The following is a 26922-nucleotide window of genomic DNA, read 5'->3' as shown; positions in this document are numbered from 1 at the left end:
ATTTGTCTGGTGACGATAGCAAAGAGGTCACACCTGTTCCCATGCCGAACACAGAAGTTAAGCTCTTTAGCGCCGATGGTAGTTGGGCTTACGTTCCGCGAGAGTAGGACGTTGCCGGGCAAATATTTATAAATGGATGCGATGAGCCGCACTCGAGACCTGTTAGGTCTCTTTTTTTTTATGTAAAAAATTAAAAGGAATATAAAACTCTAAGAAAATTTTTCTTATATTTCTTGCCATTACTGCATACATAGTTCGTACATTTTACTTTGCTTTGTCCATGTAATAATAAACGGAATGGCTAAACCCAAAATAGCTTTAAAATATCCGAAAAATATCACAATTTTGTAAGTGCGGACTCCTGAGGGAATAGTATGCGTGAGAGACTACAGGCTCGAGCCATACCCTAGGCAAGCATGCACGTACAAAATCGTAAGATATTAAAAATAAGCATATCACTATAAACTTTAAAAAATAGTAAAAAAAGACTGAGAAACTTAATCAAAAAATAGATTTTGAGAACGGACTCAAATATAACAAATTAAAAAGAAGTGATAAAAGAGTTAGGACATAAATATATTAGAATTTCTGCTCTTACTTTTTGTATAAAAAATAGATGTTTGTCACGATTTTGTAAAGTACTGACGCCTGAGGGAATAGTATGTGTGAGAGACTGCAGGCTCGAGCCATACCCCTAGGCAAGCATGCACGTACAAAATCGTAAGATATTAAAAAAATAAGCATATCACTATAAAACTGAAAACTCAGTTAAGTGATATGCCTATTTATTTTAAGTTAGGATTTATATTCTACTATCTTTTAAATCAGTAGTGAATAAAGCATTTTGTTTTGATTAATGTAAATGTATTTAGGATCAAATTCACTGACGTTCTTATATAATTGGTCAAGATCATTATGGTCCTTAAGTTGAATACCAATAATAACAGAACCAGTATTTTGACTAGATTTTTTTAAGTATTCAAATTTAGTAATGTCATCATTAGGACCCAATACGTCATTTACAAATTCTCTTAAAGCGCCAGGTCTTTGTGGGAAATTAACGATAAAGTAATGTTTCATATCTTCGAATAAGAGGGATCTTTCTTCAATTTCTTTCATTCTATTAATATCATTATTACCACCACTTACAATGCATACTACATTTTTACCTTTAATTTCATTTGTATAATGATTAAGGGCACTCACACTTAATGCACCTGCTGGTTCGGCTATAATGGCTTGCTTCGAATACATATCAAGAATAGTGCTACAAACTTCACCTTCATCTACAGCTACAAAATTGTCTACTACATTTTTAGAAATATCAAACGTTAATTGTCCAACTTTTCCTACTGAAGCACCATCTACAAATTTATCGATGTCAGTTAACGTTACAATCTTATTTGCTTTTACTGATTGAGCCATGCTACTTGCTCCTAATGGTTCTACACCTATAACTTGTGTAGTCGGCATATTTTCTTTTAAATATGTACCAACTCCAGAAATAAGTCCGCCACCACCGATTGCAGCAAAGCAATAGTCAAATTGAATGTTCTCATCATTTGCATAATCTACCATTTCTTTTGCAATAGTACCTTGACCAGCAATCGTATTAATATTATCAAATGGATCAATAAAGCTTAATCCAAATTTTTCAGTATATTCAAGGGCATGTTTCAAACAATCATCAAATGTGTCTCCAATTAATTCAATTTGAACAAATTCACCACCGAAAAATTTCACTTGATTAATTTTTTGAGCTGGGGTAGTAACTGGCATGAAAATAACTGCTTTAATTTCAAGTTGTTTAGCAGTAAATGCAATACCTTGGGCATGATTACCTGCGCTTGCACAACTAACGCCGTTTGCTCTTTCTTCATCAGTTAATTGATTAATGGCATAGTATGCACCTCGTAATTTAAATGAGCGCACCCATTGAAGGTCTTCTCTTTTTAAGTATACGTTACAATCAAATTTTTGTGATAAATACATATCTTTTTCTAAAGGTGTTTGTTTAACAGTGTCTTTTAATTTTAAAAAAGCTTCTTCTATATCTTCGGCACTTAAACGTGTTTTTAAGGTCATTTTATCACTCCCAAATTAGTTGTGCATTTTCTCATATTCGTTTATTTGATCTTCGTAAGTTAATGTAATAGCAATATCATCTAGCCCATTAACAAGTTTATTCTTCCATGTTGAATCTATTTCAAAATGATATTTTGCTTCAGGTGTAATAACTTCTTGATTTGGTAAATCAATAGTTATATCACTATGTTGAGCAATCGCTTCTCTATCATTTTTATTTTCAATAGCAATAGGGAGCATACCATTTTTAGTACAATTCATATAAAAGATATCACTAAAACTACCTGCAATAATAATAAGGAACCCAAAATCTTTAAGCGCCCATGCAGCATGTTCTCTTGATGATCCACAACCAAAATTGTCACCAGAAATTAAAATGCTTGCTCCTTTATATTCTTGTTTATTTAAGTTGAAGTCTGGATTTTCAGAACCGTCTTCAAGATAGCGCCATTCATCAAATAGAAAAGGGCCAAATCCTGTTTTAGTTATTCTTTTTAAAAAGACTTTAGGGATAATTTGATCCGTATCAATATTATCATTCAATAGGGGAACTGTTTTCCCATTAAAGATGTTAATAGGTTCCATTTAAATGACCACCTTTCTAGTATCTACAAATCTTCCATTTATAGCAGCCGCAGCAGCCATAGCTGGAGATACGAGATGTGTTCTTGCACCTTTACCTTGTCGTCCTTCAAAGTTACGATTACTCGTTGAGGCACAATGTACCCCATTTGGTACTTGATCGGGATTCATACCTAGACACATTGAACATCCTGGTTCTCGCCAATCAAAGCCTGCATCTTTGAAAATCTTATCTAATCCTAGTGCCTCAGCTTGTAGTTTAACGCTTCGTGAACCTGGTACGACTATAGCTGTAATATCTTGATGAACTTGGTGTCCATCTACTATTTTACTCGCTTCAATTAAATCTGAAAGTCTAGCATTTGTACAAGAACCAAGGAATACATAACCTAGAGGAATATCTCGTGCGGTTTGACCAGGTTTAAGCCCCATATAGTTATACGCTCTTTCATCATTAATATCATTGATTTCTGGGAATGGTGTACTGAAACTTACGCCCATTTCTGGACTAGTTCCCCATGTAACTTGTGGTTCTAAATCATTTACATCAACTGTGATGATTTTATCATAAGTAGCATCTTCATCAGAATAAAGCGTTTTCCAATCTTCTACTTTTTCTTCAAAGTTTTCAGGTTGATATTCACGACCTTTAACATATTCAAAAGTTGTTTCATCTGGCTTCATCATTCCATACTTAGCACCAGCTTCAATGGCCATATTACAAATAGTCATTCGCTCGTCCATTGACATATTGGAAATAGCTTCACCTGCGAATTCTAAAGCGTATCCACTACCAAAATCAACTCCATATTGGTTAATCAAATATAAGATGATATCTTTTGCATATACACCAGTAGGTAGGGTACCATCTACTTGAATTTTTAAGTTTTTAGGTTTAGTTTGCCATAATGTTTGAGTTGCAAAAACATGTTCAACTTCACTAGTACCTATTCCAAATGCAATTGCACCAAATGCACCATGAGTAGCAGTATGTGAATCTCCACATACGATTGTTTTACCTGGCTGTGTTAAACCTGTTTCTGGACCAACCATATGTACTATACCTTGTTCGTCTGAACCCATATCAAATAACTTTACACCAAATGCTTCACAATTTTTTTGTAAGGCATTAATTTGTTTATTAGCAATTTCATCTCTAATATTGAATATATCAACAGTAGGAACATTATGATCTAAAGTTCCAAAAGTTCGATCAGGTCGTCTCAATTTTCTGTTTTGCAATCTTAATCCTTCGAATGCTTGAGGAGATGTAACTTCATGTATTAGGTGCAAGTCGATGTATAATAATTGGGGTTCACCTTCTTTACCAGCTACTATATGTCGATTCCATACTTTATCAAATAATGTTTGTGACATGTCGTTTTCCTCCTCTTAAATTGATTTTTTAATTGCTTCGAAGACTTCAGATGTGCTGTAGCTACCACCTAAATCTATTGTGGCAATACCTTCATTAATTGTATTAAAAACTATATTTTCTAAATGTTGTGCGCATTCTGGTTGATGCAGACTTTCACGAATACACATTGCTAGTGAGAGTAACATACCACTAGGATTTGCTTTATTTTGACCTGCAATATCTGGGGCAGATCCATGTATTGGCTCATATAAACTTGGGCCACTTTCACCAAAACTAGCAGAAGGCGATAAGCCTAATGAACCTGGAATTACTGAAGCTTCATCACTTAGGATATCACCAAATAAATTCTCAGTTACAATAACGTCAAATTGCTTGGGATTAGTTATAAGGTGCATGCTACATGCATCAACTAATAAATGATTTAGCGTTACATCAGGATATTCTTTAGAAACTTGTTCTAAAGTTTGTCTCCATAATTTTGAAGAACTTAAAACATTTTCTTTATCAACAGACGTTACAACATTCTTTCTTTTTAAAGCTAATTTAAAAGCTATGTGAGCTATTCTTGTTATTTCTTCTGTAGTATAAGTCAATGTATCTACTGCTTGATTTTCATTGAAATACTTTGGTTCACCAAAATAAAGGCCACCAGTTAATTCTCGAACGATTATAAAATCAGTATCTTTAACTAATGATTCTTTTAGTGGGGAAAGGTGAGCAGTAGCTTCAGTAACTATAGTAGGTCTAATATTAGCAAATAATTTTAGTGATTTTCTAATACCTAATAAACCATGCTCTGGTCTATTCTTAGGATTTGTCCATTTAGGGCCACCTACAGCGCCTAACAGTATTGCATCACTGTTTTGACATGCTTCTAAAGTTTCAGGAGGTAAAGGTTCGCCATGTTTATCTATGGCGATACCTCCAAAATCTTTCGTAACTAAGTCGTATTCAAATTCAAACTTTTTTGCAAGTGCTTCTAATATTTCAATACTACCTTCTAAAATCTCTGGGCCGATACCATCACCGGGTAGGGCAGTGATTTTGTATGTCATGACTTTACGCCTTCTTTCACTGTGTTTTTACTGAATTTTGCGTGCGCTTCTACATACGCTTTGCAAGATGCGTATAAGATATCATAATCAATACCTATACCAGTAAATACTTCATCTTCAAATTGTACTTGTACGTGTACTTCAGCTTGTGCATCTGTACCTTCCGTAATAGAGTCAATTCGGTATTGTTGTAATTTAGGTGAATAATCAAATATTCTATCTATTGCATTATAAATTGAAGTGATAGAACCTGAACCAATAGAAGAGTCTTGATAAGTATTACCTTCTTTATCTTCTATAACGACTACAGAACTTTGTAAGCCATTAGACACAAATTGTAGTTGTAATGCATTCACTTTATAGTATGCATTCTCTTCATGTTCACTACCTTGTAAAATAGCGTGAATGTCACGATCTGTAACTTGTTTTTTCTTATCTGCGACAGACTTGAATTGTTTAAATACTTCTACTTGTTCATCAGGAGATAAATCATAACCAAGTTCAATAAGTTTTTCGCTAAATGCATGTTTTCCAGATAGTTTTCCTAAAGGTAGTGAATTTTTAACAACACCAACTAATTGAGGTGTCATAATTTCATACGTTTCAGGATTTTTTAGAATGCCATCTTGATGTATACCTGATTCATGGCTAAATGCATTTTGTCCGACAATTGCTTTATTTCTTGGGACTCGAAGGCCAGAAAATCTACTTACTATGTCACTCGTATTTTTAGTTTCAGATAAGTCTATATTTGTTGATAGATTAAAATGGTCTTGTCTAACATGTAGCGCAAGCGCTATTTCTTCAAGTGCTGTATTACCTGCACGTTCACCAATACCATTAATTGCACCTTCAACTCTACGAGCACCGTTTTCAAAAGCAGCAAGTCCATTTGCTACTGCTAGTCCTAGGTCATCATGACAATGAGAGCTATAAATTACTTCGTGATCACTTTTAACTGTTTCAATGAGAGTCTTAAAGAGTTGACCATATTCTGAAGGATACGAATAACCAACAGTATCAGGAATATTGATAATATTTGCACCTGCATCAACAGCCGCTTGAACTGCTTTAATTAAAAATGGTAAAGGTGTTCTAGTTGCATCTTCAGGTGAAAATTGTACTTTTTCAAATAATGTTTTTGCATAAGTAACATTTTCTGTAATCGAAGATAAAACTTGTTCTTCAGTCATTTTTAATTTGTATTCTAAATGAATAGGGCTAGTAGCTAAAAAGATATGAATTTGTCTATGTTGTGCTTCTTTTGTAGATTCATGAACAGCATCAATATCTGATTTTTTACATCTAGCTAAGCCACAAACTGCAGTAGTTGTTAATGCCTTTGAAATACTTTCTACTGATTTAAAACTGCCTTCACTAGAAGCGGGGAAGCCTGCTTCTATTACATCGACTCCCCATTTTTCTAGTTGTATAGCAATTTTGAGACGTTCATCGAATGAAAAGTTTACTCCTGGTGTCTGTTCTCCATCTCTAAGTGTTGTATCGAATATTTGAATATGATCTGACATAATAATCCTCTCCTTAAGTTCTAATACATTTATTTAGATTGAATACTTTTAGCTTTAACGAATGGCATCATGTCACGTAAATCTCTACCAACTGATTCAATTTGATGTCCTTGTTGTTCTTTACGCATTCTCAAGAATTCTTCAAAGCCGTTTTCGTTATCTTTAATGAAGCGATCACTAAACGCACCAGTTTGGATATCTTTTAGAACTGCTTTCATATTGTCTTTAACATCTGGTGTGATAACGCGTTCACCTGATACATAGTCACCAAATTCTGCAGTATTTGAAATAGAATAACGCATGTTTTCCATTCCACCTTCATACATTAAATCAACGATTAGTTTCATTTCATGTAATACTTCGAAATATGCGATTTCTGGTTGGTAACCTGCTTCAACTAAAGTTTCAAACCCTGATTGGATAAGTTTAGTTACACCACCACAAAGTACTGCTTGTTCACCGAATAAATCTGTTTCAGTTTCTTCTTCAAAGCTTGTACCAATTACACCGGCTCTAGTTGCACCGATACCTTTTGCGTAGCTTAATGCTAATTGTGTTGCTTTGCCAGACGCATCTTGATATACAGCGTAAAGAGCTGGTACAGCGCTACCTTCAGCGAATGTACGTCTTACTAAATGACCAGGTCCTTTAGGTGCTACTAAGAACACATCAACGTTTTCTGGTGGTTGAATGACTTTAAAATGAATATTAAATCCATGAGCAAATACTAAAGCATTTCCTTCATCTAAGTTAGGTTCGATTTCTTCTTTATATACTTGTCCTTGAATTTCATCTGGTAATAGGATCATTACAACGTCAGATTGCTTAACTGCTTCTTCTACTGGATAAACTTCGAAGCCATCTTCTTTAGCTTGATCAAATGATTTACCTGGACGAATACCGATAACAACGTCATAGCCATTATCTTTTAAGTTTTGTGAATGTGCATGTCCTTGTGAACCATACCCAATAACTGCAATTTTTTTACCTTGTAATGCGTCTTCTGTTACCGTGTTGTCATAAAATACTTTAGTCATAATAAATGCCTCCATTAAATTGTTTAGTTTTATAGTAATCCTGCTGAACCTGTTCGTGACACTTGTGTCACTGGATATATTTTTAAATCATCCAATAGATTTTCTATTGTTTGATGGGTTCCAAATGCTTGTAAATAAATATGGTCTTCAACATCTTTTAAAATAGTAAGTTGATTTTCATAGGGCTGAATCAATTTTTCGAAAGACTTATAATCAGTAGGGTGACCTAGCTTAATTAATATGAGCTCTCTATTGAATAGATTCGTTTCTGTAATGTCTAGTGCAGATATTACGTTTACTTGTTTTTCTAGTTGCTTAATAATTGTTTCTGTACTGCTTTCATCTGAAACATCTACGATAAATGTTATATTCGTAATGCCCTCAGTTTCAGTTGGCGTTGCTGAAAGTGAAACAATGTTGTATTGTCTCCTTACAAAAATACTTGTAAGTCGGTTGAGGGTACCCGCTCTATCGAGTACTTGAGTCTTAATTGTTCTTTTCATTATTCCACGCCCTCCATCTTGTAATTTGGTTGTCCACTTGGAACCATAGGAAGTACTGGTTCAGAAGGGGAAATTCTAATTTCGATTAGGGCAGGTCCTTTATGTGCAAATGCTTCATCAATTGTTGATTCCAATTTCTCATTAGAATCAATCATGAAACTTTTAACACCGTAGCTTTCTGAAAGTTTCATAAAGTCTGGTTGTCCTGAAAATACTGAATGAGAAAAGCGTTGGCTATAAAACTTATCTTGCCATTGTTTAACCATCCCTAGTGCACCATTATTAATTAATACGATTTTAATATCGTTGTTGAATTCATTAAGAATCGCCATTTCCTGATTTGTCATTTGGAAACCACCGTCACCAACAACTGCAACTACAGTTTTATCTGGATATGCAAACTTTGCACCCATTGCAGCTGGAATGCCAAAGCCCATAGTTCCAAGACCACCACTTGTGATGATTTGACCGTGTGTCTTGAACGGGTAATATTGTGCAACCCACATTTGGTGTTGTCCTACATCTGTAGCGACAAGTGCATCACCGTTAGTGATTTTACCAATATACTCAATTGCTTGTTGTGGTTTAACAAAGTCATCAGTGGGTTTGTCGTATTTAAATGGGTATGTTGCTTTGTTTGATAGACAATGTTCGTACCAATCATGGTGAATAAGGTCATGAGTTTCATATTCTAATAGAGATTCAAGAGTGAGTTTTGCATCAGCAATAATACCTAAATCAGTTGGAATTATTTTGTTGATTTCACATGGATCAATATCGACATGGATAACTTTTGCATCTTTAGCAAAATCGTCTGGGCTACTTGCTAGACGATCATCAAATCTGCTGCCAAAATTAATCAACAAATCACATTCTGTTAGTGCCATATTACTAGCGTATGAACCATGCATACCTCCCATACCTAAAAATAAAGGATCAGAGTAGGGGATAGAGCCTAAACCTAACAAAGTATTAACGACAGGAATTTTGTATTTATTCGCAAAAGCTGTAAGTTCATTTGAAGCTTCGGCATGGTTAACACCTGCACCAGCTAAAATAAGTGGCTTTTCTGCTTGGCGTATCATTTGAATAAACTGGTCAATTTCTTTTTCTTCAGGATTTAGGTCAATATGATAACCTGGTAAATCAAGTTCTCTTGGTGCAACTTCAACAGTTTCAAGAACACCGATATCTTTAGGAAAATCAATTACGACAGGTCCTTTACGTCCAGTTGAAGCGATATGGAAAGCTTCATCTATAATCTTTGGAATATCTTTTACATCTGTTACTTGATAATTATGTTTCGTAATAGGTGTTGTCATTGAAAGTAAATCAGCTTCTTGGAAGGCATCTTTACCAATTCCAGGACGATGAACTTGACCAGTGATGACAATGAGTGGAATTGAATCACTCATAGCATCAGCAATTCCTGTAATAGTATTTGTTGCTCCTGGACCGCTTGTAACAACAACTACGCCAGGTTTACCTGTTACTCTTGCATAACCTTCTGCAGCGTGAACAGCTCCTTGTTCGTGTCTCGTTAAAATGTGAGGCACTTTACCTTCATAGAAAGCATCATATAAAGGTAAGACTGCACCACCAGGATATCCAAAAATGTAATCAACTTTTTGGTCAATAAATGATTGTACGAGTAGTTCAGCACCCGTGTATGTTATTGTCTTTTCTTTAGTTGCTTCATCTGGTTCTTTGTATGATTTAGTAGTTAGTGCCATGCAAATCACTCCTTAAATTAGTTCGTCTGGTACTTTCAAGATGCCACCTGTATTTGCACTTGTAACAAGCGCAGTATATCTTGCAAGATAACCAGTTTTAACTTTCGCTTTAAATGGTTCGATGTTTTGTTTTCTAGCGTGTAACTCAGCTTCAGAAACACTTACATCTAATGTTCGGTTGATTAAATCAATTACAATTTCATCTCCGTCTTCAATCAATCCAATAGGTCCTCCAGCGGCAGCTTCAGGTGAAATATGACCTACAGCAACACCTCTAGTTGCACCTGAGAATCTACCGTCAGTTATTAATGCCACATCTTTACCTAATCCTCTACCAACGATAGATGAAGTAGGGGCTAACATCTCAGGCATTCCAGGTCCACCTTTAGGTCCTTCATATCGAATGACAACTACGTGACCTTCTCGTACTGTATGGTTATCAATCGCCTCTACTGCTTCATCATGTGAGCTAAAGCAAATTGCTTTACCGACAAATTTATTGATTGATGGATCGACACCACCAACTTTTATAGCTGCGCCATCGGGAGCAATGTTCCCAAATAGCATTGATAAGCCACCAGTTTCAGAAAATGCATTATCTCTCGTGTGAATAACATCAGTATTTTTTATTTCTTTATTTTCATTATTTTCTCTTAAAGTGTTACCTGTGACCGTTACTCTATCTGGGTGTAGTACATTATCCATTTTCAATAATTCACCGATAATTGCTGGAACACCACCAGCTTCATGAACATCGTGCATAGAATATGATGAACTTGGTGCAATTTTAGATAGGTAAGGTGTACGTTTAGCAATTTCGTTAACGCGATTTAAATCGTATTCAATACCAGCCTCATTTGCTAAAGCTAATGTATGAAGTACTGTATTAGTAGAACCTCCCATTGCCATATCTAAAGCAAATGCGTCATCGATTGCGTCTTTAGTAACAATGTCTTTAGGTTTGATATCATTCTTAACTAAATCCATAAGTTTAAATGCTGCTTCACGAATTAACTCTCTTCTTTCTTCTCCGACTGCAATAGCTGTACCGTTATAAGGTAATGCAAGTCCTAGTACTTCCATTAAACAGTTCATTGAATTTGCTGTGAACATGCCTGCACATGAACCACAAGTAGGGCATGCATTCTGTTCCATGTCTAAAAATTCTTCTTTTGACATTGATCCACCTTTGAAAGAACCAACTGCTTCAAACATTGATGATAATGTTAAAGCTTTACCAGTTGATGATAATCCAGCTTTCATTGGACCGCCTGAACAAAAGATAGCAGGTACATTTGTTCTAACAGATGCTAAAAGCATACCTGGTGTAATCTTGTCACAGTTTGGCATGTAGAATACACCATCAAACCAGTGAGCATTGATTACTGTTTCTGCTGCGTCAGCAATTACTTCTCTACTTGGTAATGAGTAGCGCATTCCAATGTGTCCCATTGCAATTCCGTCATCGACACCAATCGTATTAAATTCGAATGGTATACCACCTGCTTCTCTAATAGCTTCTTTAGCTACATCAGCTAATTCTCTTAAATGAACATGTCCTGGGACAATATCAATATAAGAGTTACAAATCGCAATGAATGGTTTATTCATATCTGTAGGATCTTTAATTTGTCCTGTTGCATGTAATAAGCTTCTTGCAGGTGCTTGTTGGTCACCTTTTTTGATCATGTCACTTCTCATAATTACACTCCTCTAGAAAAATAAAAAAGCAACGCCCCAATTATATATGGGACGCTGCTTTCAGTCCCATTCAAGTAGAAATAGGACTTAAACCTGACAGTAAATTGATACTTACTGTTGTTCGAGTCCTTCTGAGCGTAATAAAATTACTAATATGCTGTATTCGATTGTCGGTTTGTTTGCTGTCATATTATATCTCATTACAACTCGTCCTTTCTTCTCAAATGTGAACTATATTTTTGATTAAGATTTTTGAATAGTTAAAAAATTTATGTTCTAAATTTAACGCATATTTGAGCACATGTCAACAGAAGATTTAGATTATTCTAAAAATTTAGATAATGTAAGCGCTTTAGTTAGATATGAACCGTTCATTACCCAATTAATTAAATATTTGTTATAATAATTCAGTTAGTTTAAGTAAAGTAAAAGTAGGTGCCAAATAATGTTTATTCAAGTTGAATCATTAGAAAAGACGAAAAAAATAGCTGAAAAACTTGCTCAAGTCGTAACTGAGAACGATGTTATTTTATTAAATGGCGATTTAGGAGCTGGAAAGACAACGTTTAGCCAATATTTTGGTAAGGCATTAGGCGTTAAGAGAAATATTAATTCACCTACCTTTAATATTATAAAATCGTATAAAGGAAGATTACCTTTTCATCATATGGATTGCTACAGATTAGAAAATAGTGATGAAGACTTAGGATTTGATGAGTATTTTACTTCTGATGCTGTAACGCTCATAGAGTGGAGTGAATATATTAAAGATTTTTTACCCGAAGAATATTTAGAAATTAACATTAAGTATATAGAAGAAAATAAAAGATTGTTTGAAATAGTTCCAAAGGGTGAACACTATAAACAAATAAAGGAAGTGTTAAATGATGACAACCTTATTAATTGATACTTCAAACCAGCCATTAGCTGTATCTCTGGTTAAAGAAGATACTGTCTTATTAAATTATCAATCTAATATAAAGAAAAATCATTCTTTACAATTAATGCCGGTGATTGAAACACTTATGAATGAGGCTAATGTATCACCTGAAATGTTAACAGAAATCGTAGTTGCCAATGGTCCTGGCTCATACACTGGATTAAGAATTGGTATCACTACAGCTAAAACATTGGCATATTCATTGGAAATCCCATTATATGAAGTTTCTTCGCTAAAATCTTTAGCTATGACTTACAATAGTAAAACAGATTTGATTGTGCCTATATTTGATGCAAGAAGAGATCATGTATTTGCAGGAGTTTATAAATATGAAGACGATAATTTAATAGAAGTTATGGAAGATTGTTATATTTCTTTTGAAGAACTTAAAAAATATTTAAATGATCAAACTCAACCTTTTATATTTGTAGGTAACGATACAGTAACTTTGAAAAATAAATTAGATGGTAGAATCATAACGAATCTACCAAATGCTTCACTTATGAATCAAATAAAAGATCAACCTGTATTAAACGTTCATGAATTAAAACCACGATATTTAAAATTATCAGAGGCGGAACAAAATTGGAAAAACAATCAAACAAAGCATTAGAAATTAGAAAAATGAGTATTGAAGATGTCCAAGAAGTTTATAAAATAGAAAATCAAAGTTTTACAAATAGCTCGTGGTCTTTAGAAGCTTTCTATCATGAATTAGAAAAAAATGAATTTGCACATTATTTCGTTGTGTCTTTGGGTGAAAAAATTATTGGCTATTGTGGTATTTGGATAGTCATTGATCAGGCACAAATAACTACAATTTCTGTAGACGAATCATATCGAAGTAATGGGATAGGACAATTATTATTAGAATATGTTATGAATTACGCAAGTACCACATGTACGACAATGAGCTTAGAAGTAAGAATTGAAAATAAAGCTGCTAGACATGTATATGAAAAAGCTGGGTTTACTTATGGTGGTGTCAGAAAAAATTATTATGGCGACGGAGAGGATGCTAAAGTGATGTGGGTGAGTTTAAAAAATGACTAAATCTATTATTTTAAGTATAGAAACGAGCTGTGACGAAACAGCAGCTAGTGTGATCAAAAATGGTAATGAAATTATAAGCAATGAAGTCGTTACCCAAATGATGACACACAAAAAATTTGGTGGTGTTGTACCAGAAGTTGCTAGTAGACAACATGTTGAAGTTATGACGCATGTTATAGATGAAGCATTATCGAACGCAAATATGACAATGGATGATATAGATGCAATAGCAGTTACTGAAGGACCAGGATTAATTGGTGCATTATTAGTAGGTGTGGCTAGTGCTAAAGCATTAGCATTTAGCCATCAAAAACCGCTTATACCGGTTCATCATATAGCAGGACATATTTATGCAAATCACCTTATTAAACCACTTCAATTCCCATTAATTGCACTCATTGTATCTGGAGGGCATACTGAACTAATTTATATGAAGAATCATCTTGATTTTGAAATTATTGGTGAAACACGTGATGACGCTGTTGGAGAAGCTTATGATAAAGTAGCAAGAACAATAGGATTATCTTATCCAGGTGGACCAGAAGTTGATAGATTGGCCCAAATAGGAAAGGATACCTTGAATTTTCCTAGAGTATGGTTGGAAAAAGATAGCTATGATTTTAGTTTTAGTGGATTGAAAAGTGCAGTAATAAATACATTGCATAATAAAAAACAAAAAAACGAAGAAATCGTTAAAGAAGATGTCGCTACGAGTTTTCAAAATAGTGTCGTTGAAGTATTGGTAGGTAAAACAATGTCTGCAGTAAAAGAATATAATGTTGAGCATTTAATCGTAGCTGGAGGAGTTGCAGCAAACAAAGGTTTAAGAAGTACTTTAGAGAAAGAGTCTAACAAGCTTGGTATTGAATTGAGTGTACCACCATTAAATCTATGTACAGACAATGCTGCAATGATAGGATCGGTTGCCCATTTCTTATATGAAAACAATAGATTTTCAGACATGAAATTAAATGGCAAGAGCTCTCTAGATATTGAAACTTTTAATTAAGTAAATATTTGTAATATTACACATCGGAAGTTATAATTGACTCGAACAATAAAAGATATAGGAGGCGAAAACTTGTGGAAGTAAATAGTTATTTTAATTTTAAAAATAGCGTTGAAGCATTAAAGTTTTACGAAGAGAAATTAGGTGCAACAGATATTATGAGAGTACCTGGTAATCATGAAATATTCAAAGATGCACCTGAGGAATTTCAAATGCCCGAATCTTTTACAATGAATGCGAGTTTCAAGTTATTAGGTAAGACATTTTTGTGTAGTGATACATGGCAAAATAAAGATATTGATAATGAAGGCGCACAAGCTTGTTTCCAATTTAACTATAATGATGAAAACGACAGAGAAGCAGTTATCGATTTATTTAAGAAGGCTGAAGCTGCTGGGTGTAAAATAGATATGCAATTAGCAGAAGTAGAATGGTCTCCATTATTCGGTTCATTCCAAGATCCATATGGTGTAACTTGGATGGCAAATGCAATTACAGAATAAATCATAAGAGCTTAGAATATAAATCCTAAATCAAAAAAATAAGCATATCACTTAACTGATTTTTTAAAGTGATATGCTTATTTTTTATACAATCTTACGATTTTGTACGTGCATGCTTGCCTAGGGTATGGCTCGAGCCTGTAGTCTCTCACGCATACTATTCCCTCAGGCGTCCGCACTTTACAAAATCGTTAACAATATCTATTTATATACAATCTTACGATTTTGTAAAGTACATGCTTGCCTAGGGATATGGCTCGAGCCAGTAGTCTCTCACGCATACTATTCCCTCAGGCGTCAGCACTTACAAAATCGTTGTAAATATTTATTTTTATATAGAAAAATGGTGTCTCTAAGAGTTAGCTAAATGATTATCATAAAAATACTAGGACATTTATGTTAAAGACTATTAATCTTAAGTGTCTGTATTCACACAAGTAGAGAGAGATGTAAGCATGGGTGTCTGTATTCACAAAAGTCAGTAGAAGTGTAAGTATGGATGTCTATATTTACACAAGTAGAGAGAAGTGTAAGCAAGGATATCTATATTCACACAAGTAGAGAGAAATGTAAGCATGGATATCTGTATTCACAAAAGTCAGTAGAAGTGTAAGTATGGATGTCTGTATTCACACAAGTAGAAAGAAGTGTAAGTGTGGATATCTGTATCTACACAAGTAGAGAGAAGTGTAAGTAAGGATGTCTATGTTCACACAAGTCAGTAGAAGTGTAAGTATGGATGTCTGTATTCACACAAGTAGAGAGAAGTGTAAGTATGGATATCTGTATTCACATAAGTAGAAAGAAGTGTAAGCAAGGGTATCCATGGATAATTTTTTAATTTCTCTATATCTAGTCCATCTCATATTTTGCTGTTCTTTTACATCGCCAAATCGTGAATCATTTCATAATGGTCACGTTTATCAATAGATTTATTTTACATAGCATGCGCATAAAAAAATGCCAACAAAGTTTTAAACTTTGCGGGCAATCTGATGGTAGTTTTATGAGCTACCAAAATGATTTTTATAAAATTTCTAGGACAATTATGTCTCAGTCATTTTAATGTGTTCATTTTCTAGTGTACTTTCCTTCACTGTTTGTGTAATCAGTGTAGTCTTTAATACGTTGTTCATATTCTTCTTTAGTTATAATCTTATGCTCTAGCAATTCTTTAGCTTTTGTTGTATAACTCTCAATGTTAGCGTTATTCATAAATCATCATCCCTTCTGTATAATACACAAGACCAATTAATCAATGAAATTTAACTCTAAGCACTTACTAAATTTAAATTTAGTAAGCAGTGTTTTCTTACTAAAGTGTACAAGACAAGAAAATTGGTTACATAAATTATAAAACTTTTTCAATATTAAAGCTAGTGAATTAATCTACTAGATTAATAATTTAAGATTAACTTCATTTTGATTTCACAATATTTACAAGTCACCAATAAAATGCATGAGATATTCATAAAGTCAATACAGAACGTTTGTACTTGTGCACAAGTTAATCACAAATTGGGGATAACCTAAGTATATCTTTTGTTTTATTTGTGGATAAGATTTACGATGAATGGCTTGTTTTTACTTTTTACCTGTGGATAAGTAGGATAACTCTGTGGATGACTGTAAAACAAGTCTTTTTATTGTGAATAAAAGTGTGATTAATATTCGATATAAAAAATCACTAAGGTGTAAAACTTACCTTAGTGATTTATGATTAATTGAGCTTACTTTCTATTTCTTCCCATTTTTCCATGTTTTCTTCGAGCAAACGTTCTGTTTCTATTCTTAGATTATTAATTTCATTACTCTTCTCAATATCATTAAATATTTCTGGCAATGTAAGCTGATGCTCATAGTTTGTAATTTGTTCTTCATATGTAGAAATATTATTTTCAATTTCTTCTAATTGTCGCTCAAGTTTACGTTTTTCTTTTTTATGTTGTTTTTGATTTGTATAAAAATTATCATCTTTAGTTGTTTGAGTAGAGGAACTATCATTTTGTTCATAACTATTGATTGCATCACGTTGTTCTAGTTTTTCTAAATAATATTGATAATCTCCTTGGAAAAGCTCATTACCTTCATAAGTGATATGGAATACTTTATTAGCAAGTTCATTAATAAAATATCGATCATGTGATACAAAGAGTAGTGTGCCTTCATAGTTTTGTAGAGCTTGTTCTAACATTTCTTTAGAATCAATATCTAAATGGTTGGTAGGTTCATCAAGAATAAGAACGTTATTTTTTTCTAGTATTAACAATGCTAGTTGAAGACGTGCTTTTTCTCCACCTGATAAGTCATTAATTACTTTTTTGACTTCATCCTGGGTAAATAAGAATCTGCCTAAAATGGTTCTAATGTCTTTCTCTAGCATATGTGAGTATTGATTCCATACATAATCTAATATTGTCATATTGGATTTAAATTCTGCTTGTTTTTGGTCATAATAACCAATCTGAATATTAGAACCGAATAAGACATCTCCAGCTAATGCAGGAAGCTTTTGTGCGATTGTCTTAATCAAAGTAGATTTACCGATTCCGTTTGGACCGATTATAGCGATGCGATCATGACGTTTTACTTCTAAATTAATTGGTGAAGTTATGCTTTCAGAGTAACCAATTTCTAAATTATTAATTTTTAAAACATCTTCACCAGTAGCTCGGTTTATTTCGAAATTAATTTGTGCACTTTTTGCATCAAGTCTTGGCTTATCGATTCTTTCCATTCGTTCTAAGACTTTACGTCTACTTTTCGCCATACCACTTGTAGATGCGCGTGTTATATTTTTTTCAACAAATGTTTCTAATTTTTTAATCTCACTTTGTTGTCTTTCGTATTCAGCCATTACTTTTTCGTAATGTGCGTCACGTTCTTTCAAAAACTTACTATAGTTACCTACGTATTTTTTTACAGAACCTAAAGCAACATCGTAAACTTGGTTAACTATTTTATCTAAAAAGTATCTATCGTGACTGATTATAACGATAGCGCCTTTGAAATGTGTTAAATAGTTCTCAAGCCATTCTGTTGTATCCATATCTAAATGGTTAGTAGGTTCATCTAGTAATAACAAGTCTGGTTCACTTAATAACATCTGAGCCATCGATAATCTAGTCTTTTGACCACCACTGAATGATTGAATTTGTCTATCAAAGTCAGACTCTATAAAATTCAAACCCGTTAAAACAGTTTTAATTTTACTTTCATATTGATAGCCATCCAATGATTCGTATTGATTTGATAGTGTTTCATATTGAGATAACTTTTCTTGATAAGTATCGCTATCATAGTCATCTGCGTGTTTGCTTAACCAGTCTGTTAAAGATTTCATCTTTTCTTCAATTACTATTACATGTTCAAATGGTTTTTTCATTTCATTCATAACAGTATCATTTGAGTCTAATGTCATTTGTTGTGTTAAATATCCCATAGAAACTTGTTTACCTTTAGACATGTTTCCTGAATCATAACTTTCGACGCCGGCAATAATTTTCATGAGTGTTGTTTTACCTGCACCATTTCTTCCAACTATTGCAATTCTTTCACCTGTTTTAACTTCAAAATCAGCATCTGAAAAAATAACATCGCCATCAAAAGATTTTTCTAAATTATTTATTTGTAAAAGTATCATGTTTACACCTCTCTATTAGTTATTATTCTACATGAAAATGAACGATAATTGTATGTAAATGACATACAATATTTATATAGTTATTTTATGTGAAGTTTGTTATAATAAACCCATTAGATGTGAACGCAATCACATTATTTTATAGTGGAAAAGGTGAGGATTTTGGCAAAGAATGATGTGAAGATCCCTAAAGCAACTTTGAAACGTTTGCCTCTTTATTATAGATTTGTTAGTACACTTCATAATTCAGGCGTAGATCGTGTATCTTCAAAAGAATTAAGTGAAGGTCTTAAAATTGATTCAGCTACAATTCGCCGAGATTTTTCATATTTTGGTGAATTAGGAAAAAAGGGTTACGGATACAATATTAGTTATTTATTAAAATTTTTTAGAACAACCCTTGAACAAGATGATATGACTAAAGTCGCAATCGTTGGTGTTGGTAATTTAGGTACTGCACTTGTGAATTATAATTTTACTGTTAATGATAGAATGCAAATTGTCGCAGCTTTCGATCAATCTGAAAGTATATCTGGAAGTATGGTAGGTAAATTGACAGTTGATAGTATGGATGATTTTGAAAAAGTAGTTGAAGAAGTAGGTATACAAGTTGTAATATTGACAGTACCACAACAAGCAGCACAAAGAGTTGCTGATCGTATAACATCTGCTGGAATTACTGGTATTTTGAATTTTACACCTCAAAGAATAAATGTACCTGAGAAAGTGCAGGTTCATCATATAGATTTAGGAATTGAATTGCAATCTTTAATCTTCTTTATGAAGAATCAATAGGAGGGTATCAAATGGAAGCTTTAACGTTTATTAATACAGTCGGTATTTCAGGACCAGTTAGTTTATTATTTATAGGGGTAGTAGCATTAATTATATTTGGGCCAAAGAAATTACCACAGTTTGGTAGAGCGATGGGATCAACTTTGAAAGAATTTAAAGATGCTACAGATGGCATGACAAACTTTGATGAAAAGAAAAGTAATCCTGAAGATAGCAAAGATAAAGAAGTTAAATAGAATTTTATTTAACAGATGTTCCCTTAAATGTGGCGGGTTTCCTGCCACATCTTTTTTTAGATTGGAGGTAAGATGGTGGATAAAGACAATTTAACATTTGTCGAACACTTAGAAGAATTACGTGGTCGTATTATGATTATTGCATATTTTCTAATAGGTGGGCTCATTATTGGATTTTTCATTGCTAAACCAGTGATTTACTATATTACGAATGATGATTTTACCCAAACATTAGAATTGAATGCGTTTAGGATAACAGATCCACTCACAATATACATAGCAATGATTATCATTATTGCATTTATTATTGTATCACCAGTTATATTATATGAAATATGGGCATTTATATCTCCGGGATTACATCCAAAAGAACAAAAAGTTACACTAAGTTATATTCCATTTAGTTTGTTCTTGTTTGTAGGAGGTTTGTTATTTTCATACTTTATCATATTCCCATATTTAATAGCATTTACGATGGGACTAGCAGATGACATGGGTATAAAGCAGACCATTGGTATTAAAGAATATTTTAGTGAATTATTCAAATTTACGATACCTTTTGGTTTCGTATTTCAATTGCCAATTTTATTATTATTCTTAACAAGATTAGGGATTGTAACACCGATGTTCTTAAAGAAAAACAGAAAATATGCATACTTCATATTACTTGTCGTAGCAGCATTAATAGCTCCACCTGATTTTATGACACATATGTTATTTACAATTCCGATGATACTTTTATATGAGATTAGTATCATAATTTCTAAAATAGGTTATAAAAAATATTTAAAAGCAGAACAAAAATTAATGGAAGAAGAACTAGGTATGGATGAAGATGAAACGAAACAACCGTAAAAATTACGGTTGTTTTTTCTTTTTTTGAATTATCAAACTTTTGTAATGAAATGGTAACTTGAAAAAATGTGGAATATCATATATTATTATTCCTATCAAAGTAATAAGAATAAGGAGATGTAAACGTGATTTGGATGGTTATGAGTGGACTTATCGTCGGTATATTACTCGGCTTTGTTATGCAAAGAACACGTTTTTGTTTAACAGGCGGATTTAGAGATATGTATGTACAAAAAAATAATAAAATGTTTTATGCTTTATTAATAGCTATTTCTATTCAAAGTATTGGGTTATTTACTTTAGTAGGATTAGGCGTCTTTAAAATAGAAGCGGAAACATTTCCATTAGTAGGTACGATACTTGGATCATTTGTATTTGGTATTGGTATTATACTAGCTGGTGGGTGTGCAACTGGTACATGGTACAGAGCAGGTGAAGGATTAATAGGAAGCTGGATTGCATTAGTATTGTATGGTGTGACGGCCGCAATTATGAAATCTGGTCCTTTAAATCCTTTACAAGAAAATATAAATTCATATAGTGTAATGAATTCAAATATGTCTGAAACACTTAATATACCTGTTTGGTTATTAATTATAGTGTTAGTAATGATAACAGCATATTTTGTTACAAAAACTTTGAAAAAACCAAAAGTTGCTATACCTCAATTAAAACCGAAATATACGGGAATACGTCATATGTTATTTGAAAAAAGATACCATCCTTTTGTTGCGGCAGTTGCAGTAGGAGTTATTGCTTTAATTGCTTGGCCAATGAGCGCTTCAACTGGTAGAGTTGGAGGACTTGGTATTACAACTCCTTCAGCCAATATCGTTCAGTATTTAGTGACTGGAGATGTTTCATTAATAAACTGGGGTGTATTTTTAGTATTAGGTATTTTCGTAGGTTCATATATTGCAGCTAAAGGCTCAAGAGAATTTAAATGGAGAATGCCAGATACTAAGACAATTAGAAATAGTGTGATTGGTGGTGCTTGTATGGGTGTAGGTGCATCATTAGCAGGCGGTTGTTCAATCGGTAATGGACTAGTATCTACAGCAGCTATGAGTTGGCAAGGTTGGGTTGCCTTACCTTCAATGATTTTTGGTGCTTGGTTTATGAGTTACTTCATTTTTGTTAAACCTAGAAAAGCTAGACAAGCTAAAACACAAGTGAATACACAAAGTATTTAATAAAAGGAGCGTGTAATAATGGTACATGAATTAGGTACTGTTGGAATGGTATGTCCATTTCCATTAATAGAAGCACAAAATAAAATGGATGAAATACAAGTTGGAGAGCAACTAAAAATAGATTTCGATTGTACACAAGCAACAGAAGCACTTCCAAATTGGGCAGCGGATAATGGATATCCTGTTACTAATTATGAACAATTAGGCGATGCTTCATGGACTATAACAGTCGAAAAACAATAATATAAGTATTCAAACTGTCGACAAAACTTAACTTTGTTGGCAGTTTTTTTATTTGAAAGAAATGTGGTTTGAGAACAATCATTTTGAAACGAAGGATAAATTAGCTTATAAAATATGATAAAATAAGTATATTATGCAGCCGGTTAAAATGAGAAGTAAGGAGAATGATAATGGTAAATTGGACACGTGAAGAACAATACAAAAAACTATCAGACATATCTGAAGTTGAATATAATAAACTGCTAGAACAAGTTAACCAATCAAAATGGCGTCAAATCTTTCACATACAACCAAAGTCAGGATTATTAAACGATCCTAATGGAGTTATTTATCATAATGGTACATACCATATATTTCATCAGTGGTTTCCATTAGGAGCTGTACATGGATTGAAGTATTGGTATCACTATACAAGTAAAAACTTAACGAGTTTTAAAGATGAAGGAGTTGCTTTATCACCAGATACAGAATTCGATAGTCATGGAGTTTATTCTGGAAGTGCATTTGATTACGAAGGCAAATTACATTTAATGTACACAGGTAACGTTAGAGATAATGAATGGAATAGAAAATCAACACAAATGATTGCAGTTCAACAAGAAGATGGATCATTTAAGAAATTTGATAAACCTGTGATTCATGATGTTCCAAAAGGCTATACTGAACATTTTAGAGACCCTAAAGTATGGAAAGAAAAAGATAAGTACTATGCTATTTTTGGAATACAAAGAGAAAATGAAACGGGAAGTGCAGTTATTTATGAGTCTGTTAACATTAAAGATTGGACTTTAAAGGGTGAAATACATACTAAATTACAAGATTTCGGTTATATGTGGGAATGCCCAGACTTGTTCAAGCTGGATGAGAAAGATGTATTTATCTTTTCTCCACAGGGTATTGAACCTCAAAATAATCAATTTGAAAACATATATCAATCTGGCTATCTAATTGGTGATTTTAATATCGATACTTTAGAATTTGAGCATCATCATTTTATTGAACTAGATCAAGGCTTTGATTTTTATGCACCACAAACATTTTTAGACAAAAATGGTAAAAGAATTTTAATAGGTTGGATGGGACTTCCTGAAATTGATTATGCAACTGATGAAGAAGGTTGGGCGCACTGTTTAACAATTCCAAGAGAGTTAACAATCGAAAATAATAAACTAGTTCAAAGACCGATTAAAGCTCTAGAAAAATTAAGAACGAATAAAGAAACAGCAGAAGGTTATGCAAACAAACACTCTGTGAAATTACATCCATATGAAGGTAAACAATATGAGTTGATTATAGATATTATTGAAAATGAAGCGACAGAAATATATTTTGATGTAAGAGTTTCAAAAAAATGTTCTACTCAAATAATTTATAATACAAGAACAAAGCAGCTGACATTAGACCGTTTTGAAAGTGGTGTTGTGAGTGAAGCGGTTGATAAAGCAACACGTACAACAACTTTAAATAAGGATTTAGAACAGTTAAGAATTTATAGCGATACTTCAAGTTTAGAAATTTTCGTAAATGATGGAGAATGCGTATTTACAACTAGAATTTTTCCGGATGAAAATGCAGTAAACTTTAGAACTTCAACAGAATCAGGGCAAGTCTATTTGAAATTTACAAAATATAACTTGCAACTAAATAGTTAAAACATTAAAAGTCTCCCTATTCGAAATTCAATTTTTGGATAGGGAGTAATTATTATGTACAACTTATCTTAACCTCTAATTATTAGAAATATGAATAAGTTATTACAAAATATTAATTCTGTGTAACATATGGGGTTAAAGCATAGAAAACAAGATATTTATGATTTATACTTATAATATTGAAAACGTATAGGAGGGGGATAACATTTATGAAGGTACTTAAAAATTCAATTATATCAACTTTATTATTATCTTCGATGGTTATAGGTGTAGCACACGGGAATGATACACTCGCTATTGAACCTTCACAATCAAATGTGAAAGACACTTCTCCTAATACAGCTGAAGAACAAACTAAACAAAAAACAGAGAAGAAAAAAGATTCAAGTACAGAAGAACCGAATACAAGTGAAAAACCAAGTACAGAAGAACCAAACAAAGAACCGAATACAAGTGAAAAACCAAGTACAGAAGAACCAATCAAAGAACCGAACACAAGTGAAAAACCAAGTACAGAGGAACCGAGTACAGAAGAGCCAAATTCAGGTGAGGGAAAACCATCAACTGAAGAACCAAGCACAGAAGAACCTAATACAGGTGAAAAACCAAGTACAGAAGAACCGAGTACGGAAGAGCCAAATTCAGGTGGGGGAAAACCATCAACAGAAGAACCGAGCACAGAAGAACCTAATACAGGTGAAAAGCCAAGTACAGAGGAACCGAGTACGGAAGAACCAAATGGTGGAAATAGCAATAATCAAACACCACCGCCTAATAATTCAGGTGAAGGAAAACCATCAACTGAAGAACCAAAATCAAATGACTCAAATAATAACAACTATAATAGCCAATATATAGATCAATATACACCTACTATGCCATCTTATCCTGATAATTATGAACAACAATATTCTGAAGGAGAAGATCCAAAGTTCATTCCAGGTAACTCTGAAGAATATTATAGTAAATTGGATGAAGATGTTTTAGATTTGGTTACGAGTAAAGTAGGAAGTAGACCTGATTTAGCTCATCCTAAATTTAAAAAAACATCTAATACAACAGCAACTACATCCACAAATGAAGATAATGATACAAAAACAGAATCCACTTCAACAACTACTGAAAGTTTTGATACAGCTTCAGAAAAAAAAGATGTTTCAAAGCCACTAATTATTGGTATTTCGTTAGCGATAGTAGTAATTTTAGGATCTGTAATTGTATTCTTCTTGAGAAAAGTAACTAAATCTTAATAAATTAGATATGAAAAAATAAGGCTGAGACAAGTTAATTGTCTCAGCCTTTCATTTGGCAGAACTCTTCGATTAACGTCCGACTTAATCTACAACTTGATCGAACTCTTCGATTAACTAGTGACTTAATCTACAACTTGGCAGAACTTAGTAAAGTTGTCTTTAGAATTGGGACTGATCAATATTTTGAATTGCTTTATAAATGTGTTCCACAATTGATTTTACAGTGCCTTTTTCAAATGGTGATTGTAAACCAACTGATTCAATAATATTCACAAATGATTGAGATCCGCCGATTTGACATATTTTTAAATAGTCAGCCCATGCTTGTTCTTTATCATTTTCTTGTTTGATATAAAATTGCATTGCACAAATTGTGGCTAATGTATAATCGATATAATAAAAAGGTGAAGCAAATATATGACCTTGTCTATGCCAAAAAGCGCCATTTTCTAAGTGGTGTATGCCATCATAATCTATAGTTGGTAAGTATTTCTTCTCTATGTTAGACCAAATTTTTCTTCGTTCTTCAACAGAAATTCCTGGATTTTCATACACTTTATGTTGAAACTCATCTATCGCTACGCCATATGGTAAAAATTTAATATTATCTTCTAAATGTGATAACTTAAATTTTTCTGTGTCTTCTTTGAAAAATAGCTTCATCCATGGATAAGTTAAATATTCCATACTCATAGAGTGTATTTCACATGCTTCAGAAGTCGGAAAGTAATATTCAGGTACAGAATATTTTAGACTTTCAAAAACTTGAAAAGCGTGACCAGCTTCATGAGTCATGACTTCGATGTCACCTTGTGTACCATTAAAGTTGGCGAAGATAAATGGTGATTTGAAATCATTAATAATAGTGCAATAACCACCACTTTCTTTTCCTTTCTTAGCTTCTAAATCAAACAATTCTTTATCTATCATAAAATCTATGAATTTTGCTGTTTCATTAGAGCGTTCATAATACATTGTTCTAGCATTTTCTACAATTTCATCTGTTGTTATTTGTGGTTTAGGTGATCCCGATTTAAACGTGAAATTTTGGTCATATACTTTTAATTGGTTAACATCTATACGTTTAGCATGTTGTGCTTTAATAGTTTCAGCTATAGGAACGATAAATTCTTTTACTTGATCTCTAAAAACTTTAACATCTTGATCACCATATCCAATCCTTTGCATGCGATCATAACCAAGTTGAACAAAATTGTCATATCCTAATTTTATAGCTATTTCATGTCTAACTTTAACAAGCTCATCATAAATTCGATCAAAATCTTCTAAATGAGCGTCGAAAAATTTTTCTTTCGTAATGTATGCATCTCTACGTATATTTCTATCTTTATTTATTAAATATTGACTAAACTGTGATAAATTTAACTGTTCTCCTTTATATTCAATTTCTGCTGAGGCAACTAATTTATCATATTTACTTACTAACTTATTTTCTTTTATGAGTAATTCATTGATTGAAGGATGATAAGTGTTTAAAGCAACTTCAGCTAAAGAAAATAATTGTTGACCAAAATGTTTAATTAGCTCGTCTTTAAATTTAGAATTAAGTAATGATGCATAAAATAGGTTATCTAAATTTTGTATTTTAGGCATATTTTCATCAAAAAAGTCTCTTTCCTTACTATAAAAATCATCGTGACTGTCGATAGATGCTCTAATGTAAGCAATGTTGAAGTATGTATCTGTATGATTTCTTATTTTGTTTATTTTATTTATAGTTTCTATAGCTTCAGCAATTGTTTCAGCGTGATCTAATATTTTTAAAAGTGATTTCGTTTTTTGTTCTTTTTCTTCAATGTTTATTTGTTCATATTGATATTCTTTAAATGTAAGTGTCATAATTTTCCCTCCATATTAAAAGTATTATACCATTATCAATATAATAATTACTTGAAAATTGCGAAAACTGTAATGTGGGCATAT

Annotated in this window: 24 protein-coding genes and 1 rRNA gene; 13 read left to right on the top strand and 12 right to left on the bottom strand. The window is 32.9% G+C overall.

Annotation, left to right across the window (positions count from 1 at the left end):
• Positions 1–5 precede the first annotated feature (5 nt).
• A 5S ribosomal RNA gene (gene rrf, locus B2G86_RS11440) occupies positions 6–120 on the top strand.
• A 699-nt stretch (positions 121–819) separates the two neighbouring features.
• On the opposite strand, the gene ilvA is transcribed toward rrf, so the two are convergent.
• From ilvA to ilvD, 9 genes are read right to left on the bottom strand one after another with little or no spacing between them, the layout of a single operon-like run.
• Complete coding sequence (gene ilvA / locus B2G86_RS11435; RefSeq protein WP_078358318.1) at positions 820–2085, bottom strand: threonine ammonia-lyase IlvA; 1266 nt, start codon at positions 2083–2085, stop codon at positions 820–822.
• Between the two features lie 15 nt (positions 2086–2100).
• Positions 2101–2670 (bottom strand): 3-isopropylmalate dehydratase small subunit, encoded by a 570-nt coding sequence (leuD, locus tag B2G86_RS11430; protein WP_078358317.1) that lies wholly within the window; start codon positions 2668–2670, stop codon positions 2101–2103.
• Positions 2671–4044, bottom strand: a complete 1374-nt coding sequence (gene leuC / locus B2G86_RS11425) for a 3-isopropylmalate dehydratase large subunit (RefSeq protein ID WP_078358315.1) — start codon at positions 4042–4044, stop codon at positions 2671–2673.
• Between the two features lie 15 nt (positions 4045–4059).
• Complete coding sequence (gene leuB / locus B2G86_RS11420; protein WP_078358314.1) at positions 4060–5100, bottom strand: 3-isopropylmalate dehydrogenase; 1041 nt, start codon at positions 5098–5100, stop codon at positions 4060–4062.
• Entirely contained in the window at positions 5097–6629 is a 1533-nt protein-coding gene (locus B2G86_RS11415; RefSeq protein ID WP_078358313.1) for a 2-isopropylmalate synthase, read from the bottom strand. The genes leuB and B2G86_RS11415 overlap by 4 nt, the downstream gene beginning before the upstream one ends.
• Before the next feature lie 29 nt (positions 6630–6658).
• Complete coding sequence (gene ilvC, locus B2G86_RS11410; protein WP_078358311.1) at positions 6659–7666, bottom strand: ketol-acid reductoisomerase; 1008 nt, start codon at positions 7664–7666, stop codon at positions 6659–6661.
• Between the two features lie 29 nt (positions 7667–7695).
• Positions 7696–8169 carry an acetolactate synthase small subunit gene (gene ilvN / locus B2G86_RS11405; protein ID WP_078358309.1) on the bottom strand — a complete coding sequence of 158 codons (474 nt, stop codon included), beginning with the start codon at positions 8167–8169 and terminating at the stop codon, positions 7696–7698.
• The gene (gene ilvB / locus B2G86_RS11400; RefSeq protein ID WP_078358307.1) at positions 8169–9902 is read right to left on the bottom strand and encodes a biosynthetic-type acetolactate synthase large subunit; all 1734 of its coding nucleotides are present in this window, start codon (positions 9900–9902) and stop codon (positions 8169–8171) included. The genes ilvN and ilvB overlap by 1 nt, the downstream gene beginning before the upstream one ends.
• A gap of 12 nt (positions 9903–9914) precedes the next feature.
• Positions 9915–11603 (bottom strand): dihydroxy-acid dehydratase, encoded by a 1689-nt coding sequence (gene ilvD, locus B2G86_RS11395; protein WP_078358305.1) that lies wholly within the window; start codon positions 11601–11603, stop codon positions 9915–9917.
• A gap of 445 nt (positions 11604–12048) precedes the next feature.
• On the opposite strand from ilvD, the gene tsaE reads away from it, so the two are divergent.
• From tsaE to B2G86_RS11370, 5 genes are all read left to right on the top strand, one after another.
• Entirely contained in the window at positions 12049–12510 is a 462-nt protein-coding gene (gene tsaE / locus B2G86_RS11390) for a tRNA (adenosine(37)-N6)-threonylcarbamoyltransferase complex ATPase subunit type 1 TsaE (protein ID WP_078358303.1), read from the top strand.
• A complete protein-coding gene (gene tsaB, locus B2G86_RS11385; protein WP_078358320.1) occupies positions 12491–13156 on the top strand; it encodes a tRNA (adenosine(37)-N6)-threonylcarbamoyltransferase complex dimerization subunit type 1 TsaB in 666 nt (221 codons plus the stop codon). The genes tsaE and tsaB overlap by 20 nt, the downstream gene beginning before the upstream one ends.
• An 11-nt stretch (positions 13157–13167) precedes the next feature.
• Positions 13168–13596, top strand: coding sequence for a ribosomal protein S18-alanine N-acetyltransferase (rimI, locus tag B2G86_RS11380; protein ID WP_411815073.1), 429 nt, complete (start codon positions 13168–13170; stop codon positions 13594–13596).
• On the top strand, positions 13589–14605 hold the full coding sequence (tsaD, locus tag B2G86_RS11375) for a tRNA (adenosine(37)-N6)-threonylcarbamoyltransferase complex transferase subunit TsaD (protein ID WP_078358300.1): 1017 nt from the start codon (positions 13589–13591) through the stop codon (positions 14603–14605). Before rimI ends, tsaD begins: the two co-directional genes overlap by 8 nt.
• A gap of 74 nt (positions 14606–14679) precedes the next feature.
• On the top strand, positions 14680–15108 hold the full coding sequence (locus B2G86_RS11370) for a VOC family protein (protein WP_078358298.1): 429 nt from the start codon (positions 14680–14682) through the stop codon (positions 15106–15108).
• Between the two features lie 1071 nt (positions 15109–16179).
• Here the strand turns inward: B2G86_RS11370 and B2G86_RS13450 are convergent.
• Complete coding sequence (locus B2G86_RS13450) at positions 16180–16323, bottom strand: hypothetical protein (RefSeq protein ID WP_182476958.1); 144 nt, start codon at positions 16321–16323, stop codon at positions 16180–16182.
• Between the two features lie 505 nt (positions 16324–16828).
• Positions 16829–18751: an ABC-F family ATP-binding cassette domain-containing protein gene (locus B2G86_RS11365; RefSeq protein ID WP_078358296.1), complete on the bottom strand. Its 1923-nt coding sequence runs from the start codon at positions 18749–18751 to the stop codon at positions 16829–16831.
• A gap of 162 nt (positions 18752–18913) precedes the next feature.
• Between B2G86_RS11365 and B2G86_RS11360 the strand changes: the two genes are divergently transcribed.
• The 7 genes from B2G86_RS11360 to B2G86_RS13530 all read left to right on the top strand — a co-directional run bounded on the left by B2G86_RS11360 (position 18914) and on the right by B2G86_RS13530 (position 24975).
• Positions 18914–19546 (top strand): redox-sensing transcriptional repressor Rex, encoded by a 633-nt coding sequence (locus B2G86_RS11360; RefSeq protein WP_078358294.1) that lies wholly within the window; start codon positions 18914–18916, stop codon positions 19544–19546.
• A gap of 11 nt (positions 19547–19557) precedes the next feature.
• The gene (locus B2G86_RS11355; protein WP_078358293.1) at positions 19558–19782 is read left to right on the top strand and encodes a twin-arginine translocase TatA/TatE family subunit; all 225 of its coding nucleotides are present in this window, start codon (positions 19558–19560) and stop codon (positions 19780–19782) included.
• 72 nt (positions 19783–19854) lie between these two features.
• On the top strand, positions 19855–20637 hold the full coding sequence (tatC, locus tag B2G86_RS11350; RefSeq protein WP_078358291.1) for a twin-arginine translocase subunit TatC: 783 nt from the start codon (positions 19855–19857) through the stop codon (positions 20635–20637).
• Positions 20638–20762: 125 nt separating this feature from the next.
• Positions 20763–21830 carry a YeeE/YedE family protein gene (locus B2G86_RS11345; RefSeq protein ID WP_078358290.1) on the top strand — a complete coding sequence of 356 codons (1068 nt, stop codon included), beginning with the start codon at positions 20763–20765 and terminating at the stop codon, positions 21828–21830.
• 18 nt (positions 21831–21848) lie between these two features.
• Positions 21849–22073, top strand: coding sequence for a sulfurtransferase TusA family protein (locus B2G86_RS11340; RefSeq protein ID WP_078358287.1), 225 nt, complete (start codon positions 21849–21851; stop codon positions 22071–22073).
• 170 nt (positions 22074–22243) lie between these two features.
• Complete coding sequence (locus B2G86_RS11335; RefSeq protein ID WP_078358285.1) at positions 22244–23725, top strand: sucrose-6-phosphate hydrolase; 1482 nt, start codon at positions 22244–22246, stop codon at positions 23723–23725.
• 209 nt (positions 23726–23934) lie between these two features.
• Complete coding sequence (locus tag B2G86_RS13530; RefSeq protein ID WP_078358283.1) at positions 23935–24975, top strand: SdrH family protein; 1041 nt, start codon at positions 23935–23937, stop codon at positions 24973–24975.
• 162 nt (positions 24976–25137) lie between these two features.
• Here B2G86_RS13530 and B2G86_RS11325 read toward each other — a convergent pair whose 3' ends face one another.
• Entirely contained in the window at positions 25138–26838 is a 1701-nt protein-coding gene (locus B2G86_RS11325) for a M3 family oligoendopeptidase (RefSeq protein ID WP_078358281.1), read from the bottom strand.
• Between the last annotated feature and the right edge of the window lie 84 nt (positions 26839–26922).

Source organism: Mammaliicoccus fleurettii (assembly GCF_002018435.1).
Taxonomy (GTDB): Bacteria; Bacillota; Bacilli; order Staphylococcales; family Staphylococcaceae; genus Mammaliicoccus; species Mammaliicoccus fleurettii.
This window is presented reverse-complemented; position numbering and strand designations above follow the sequence as displayed.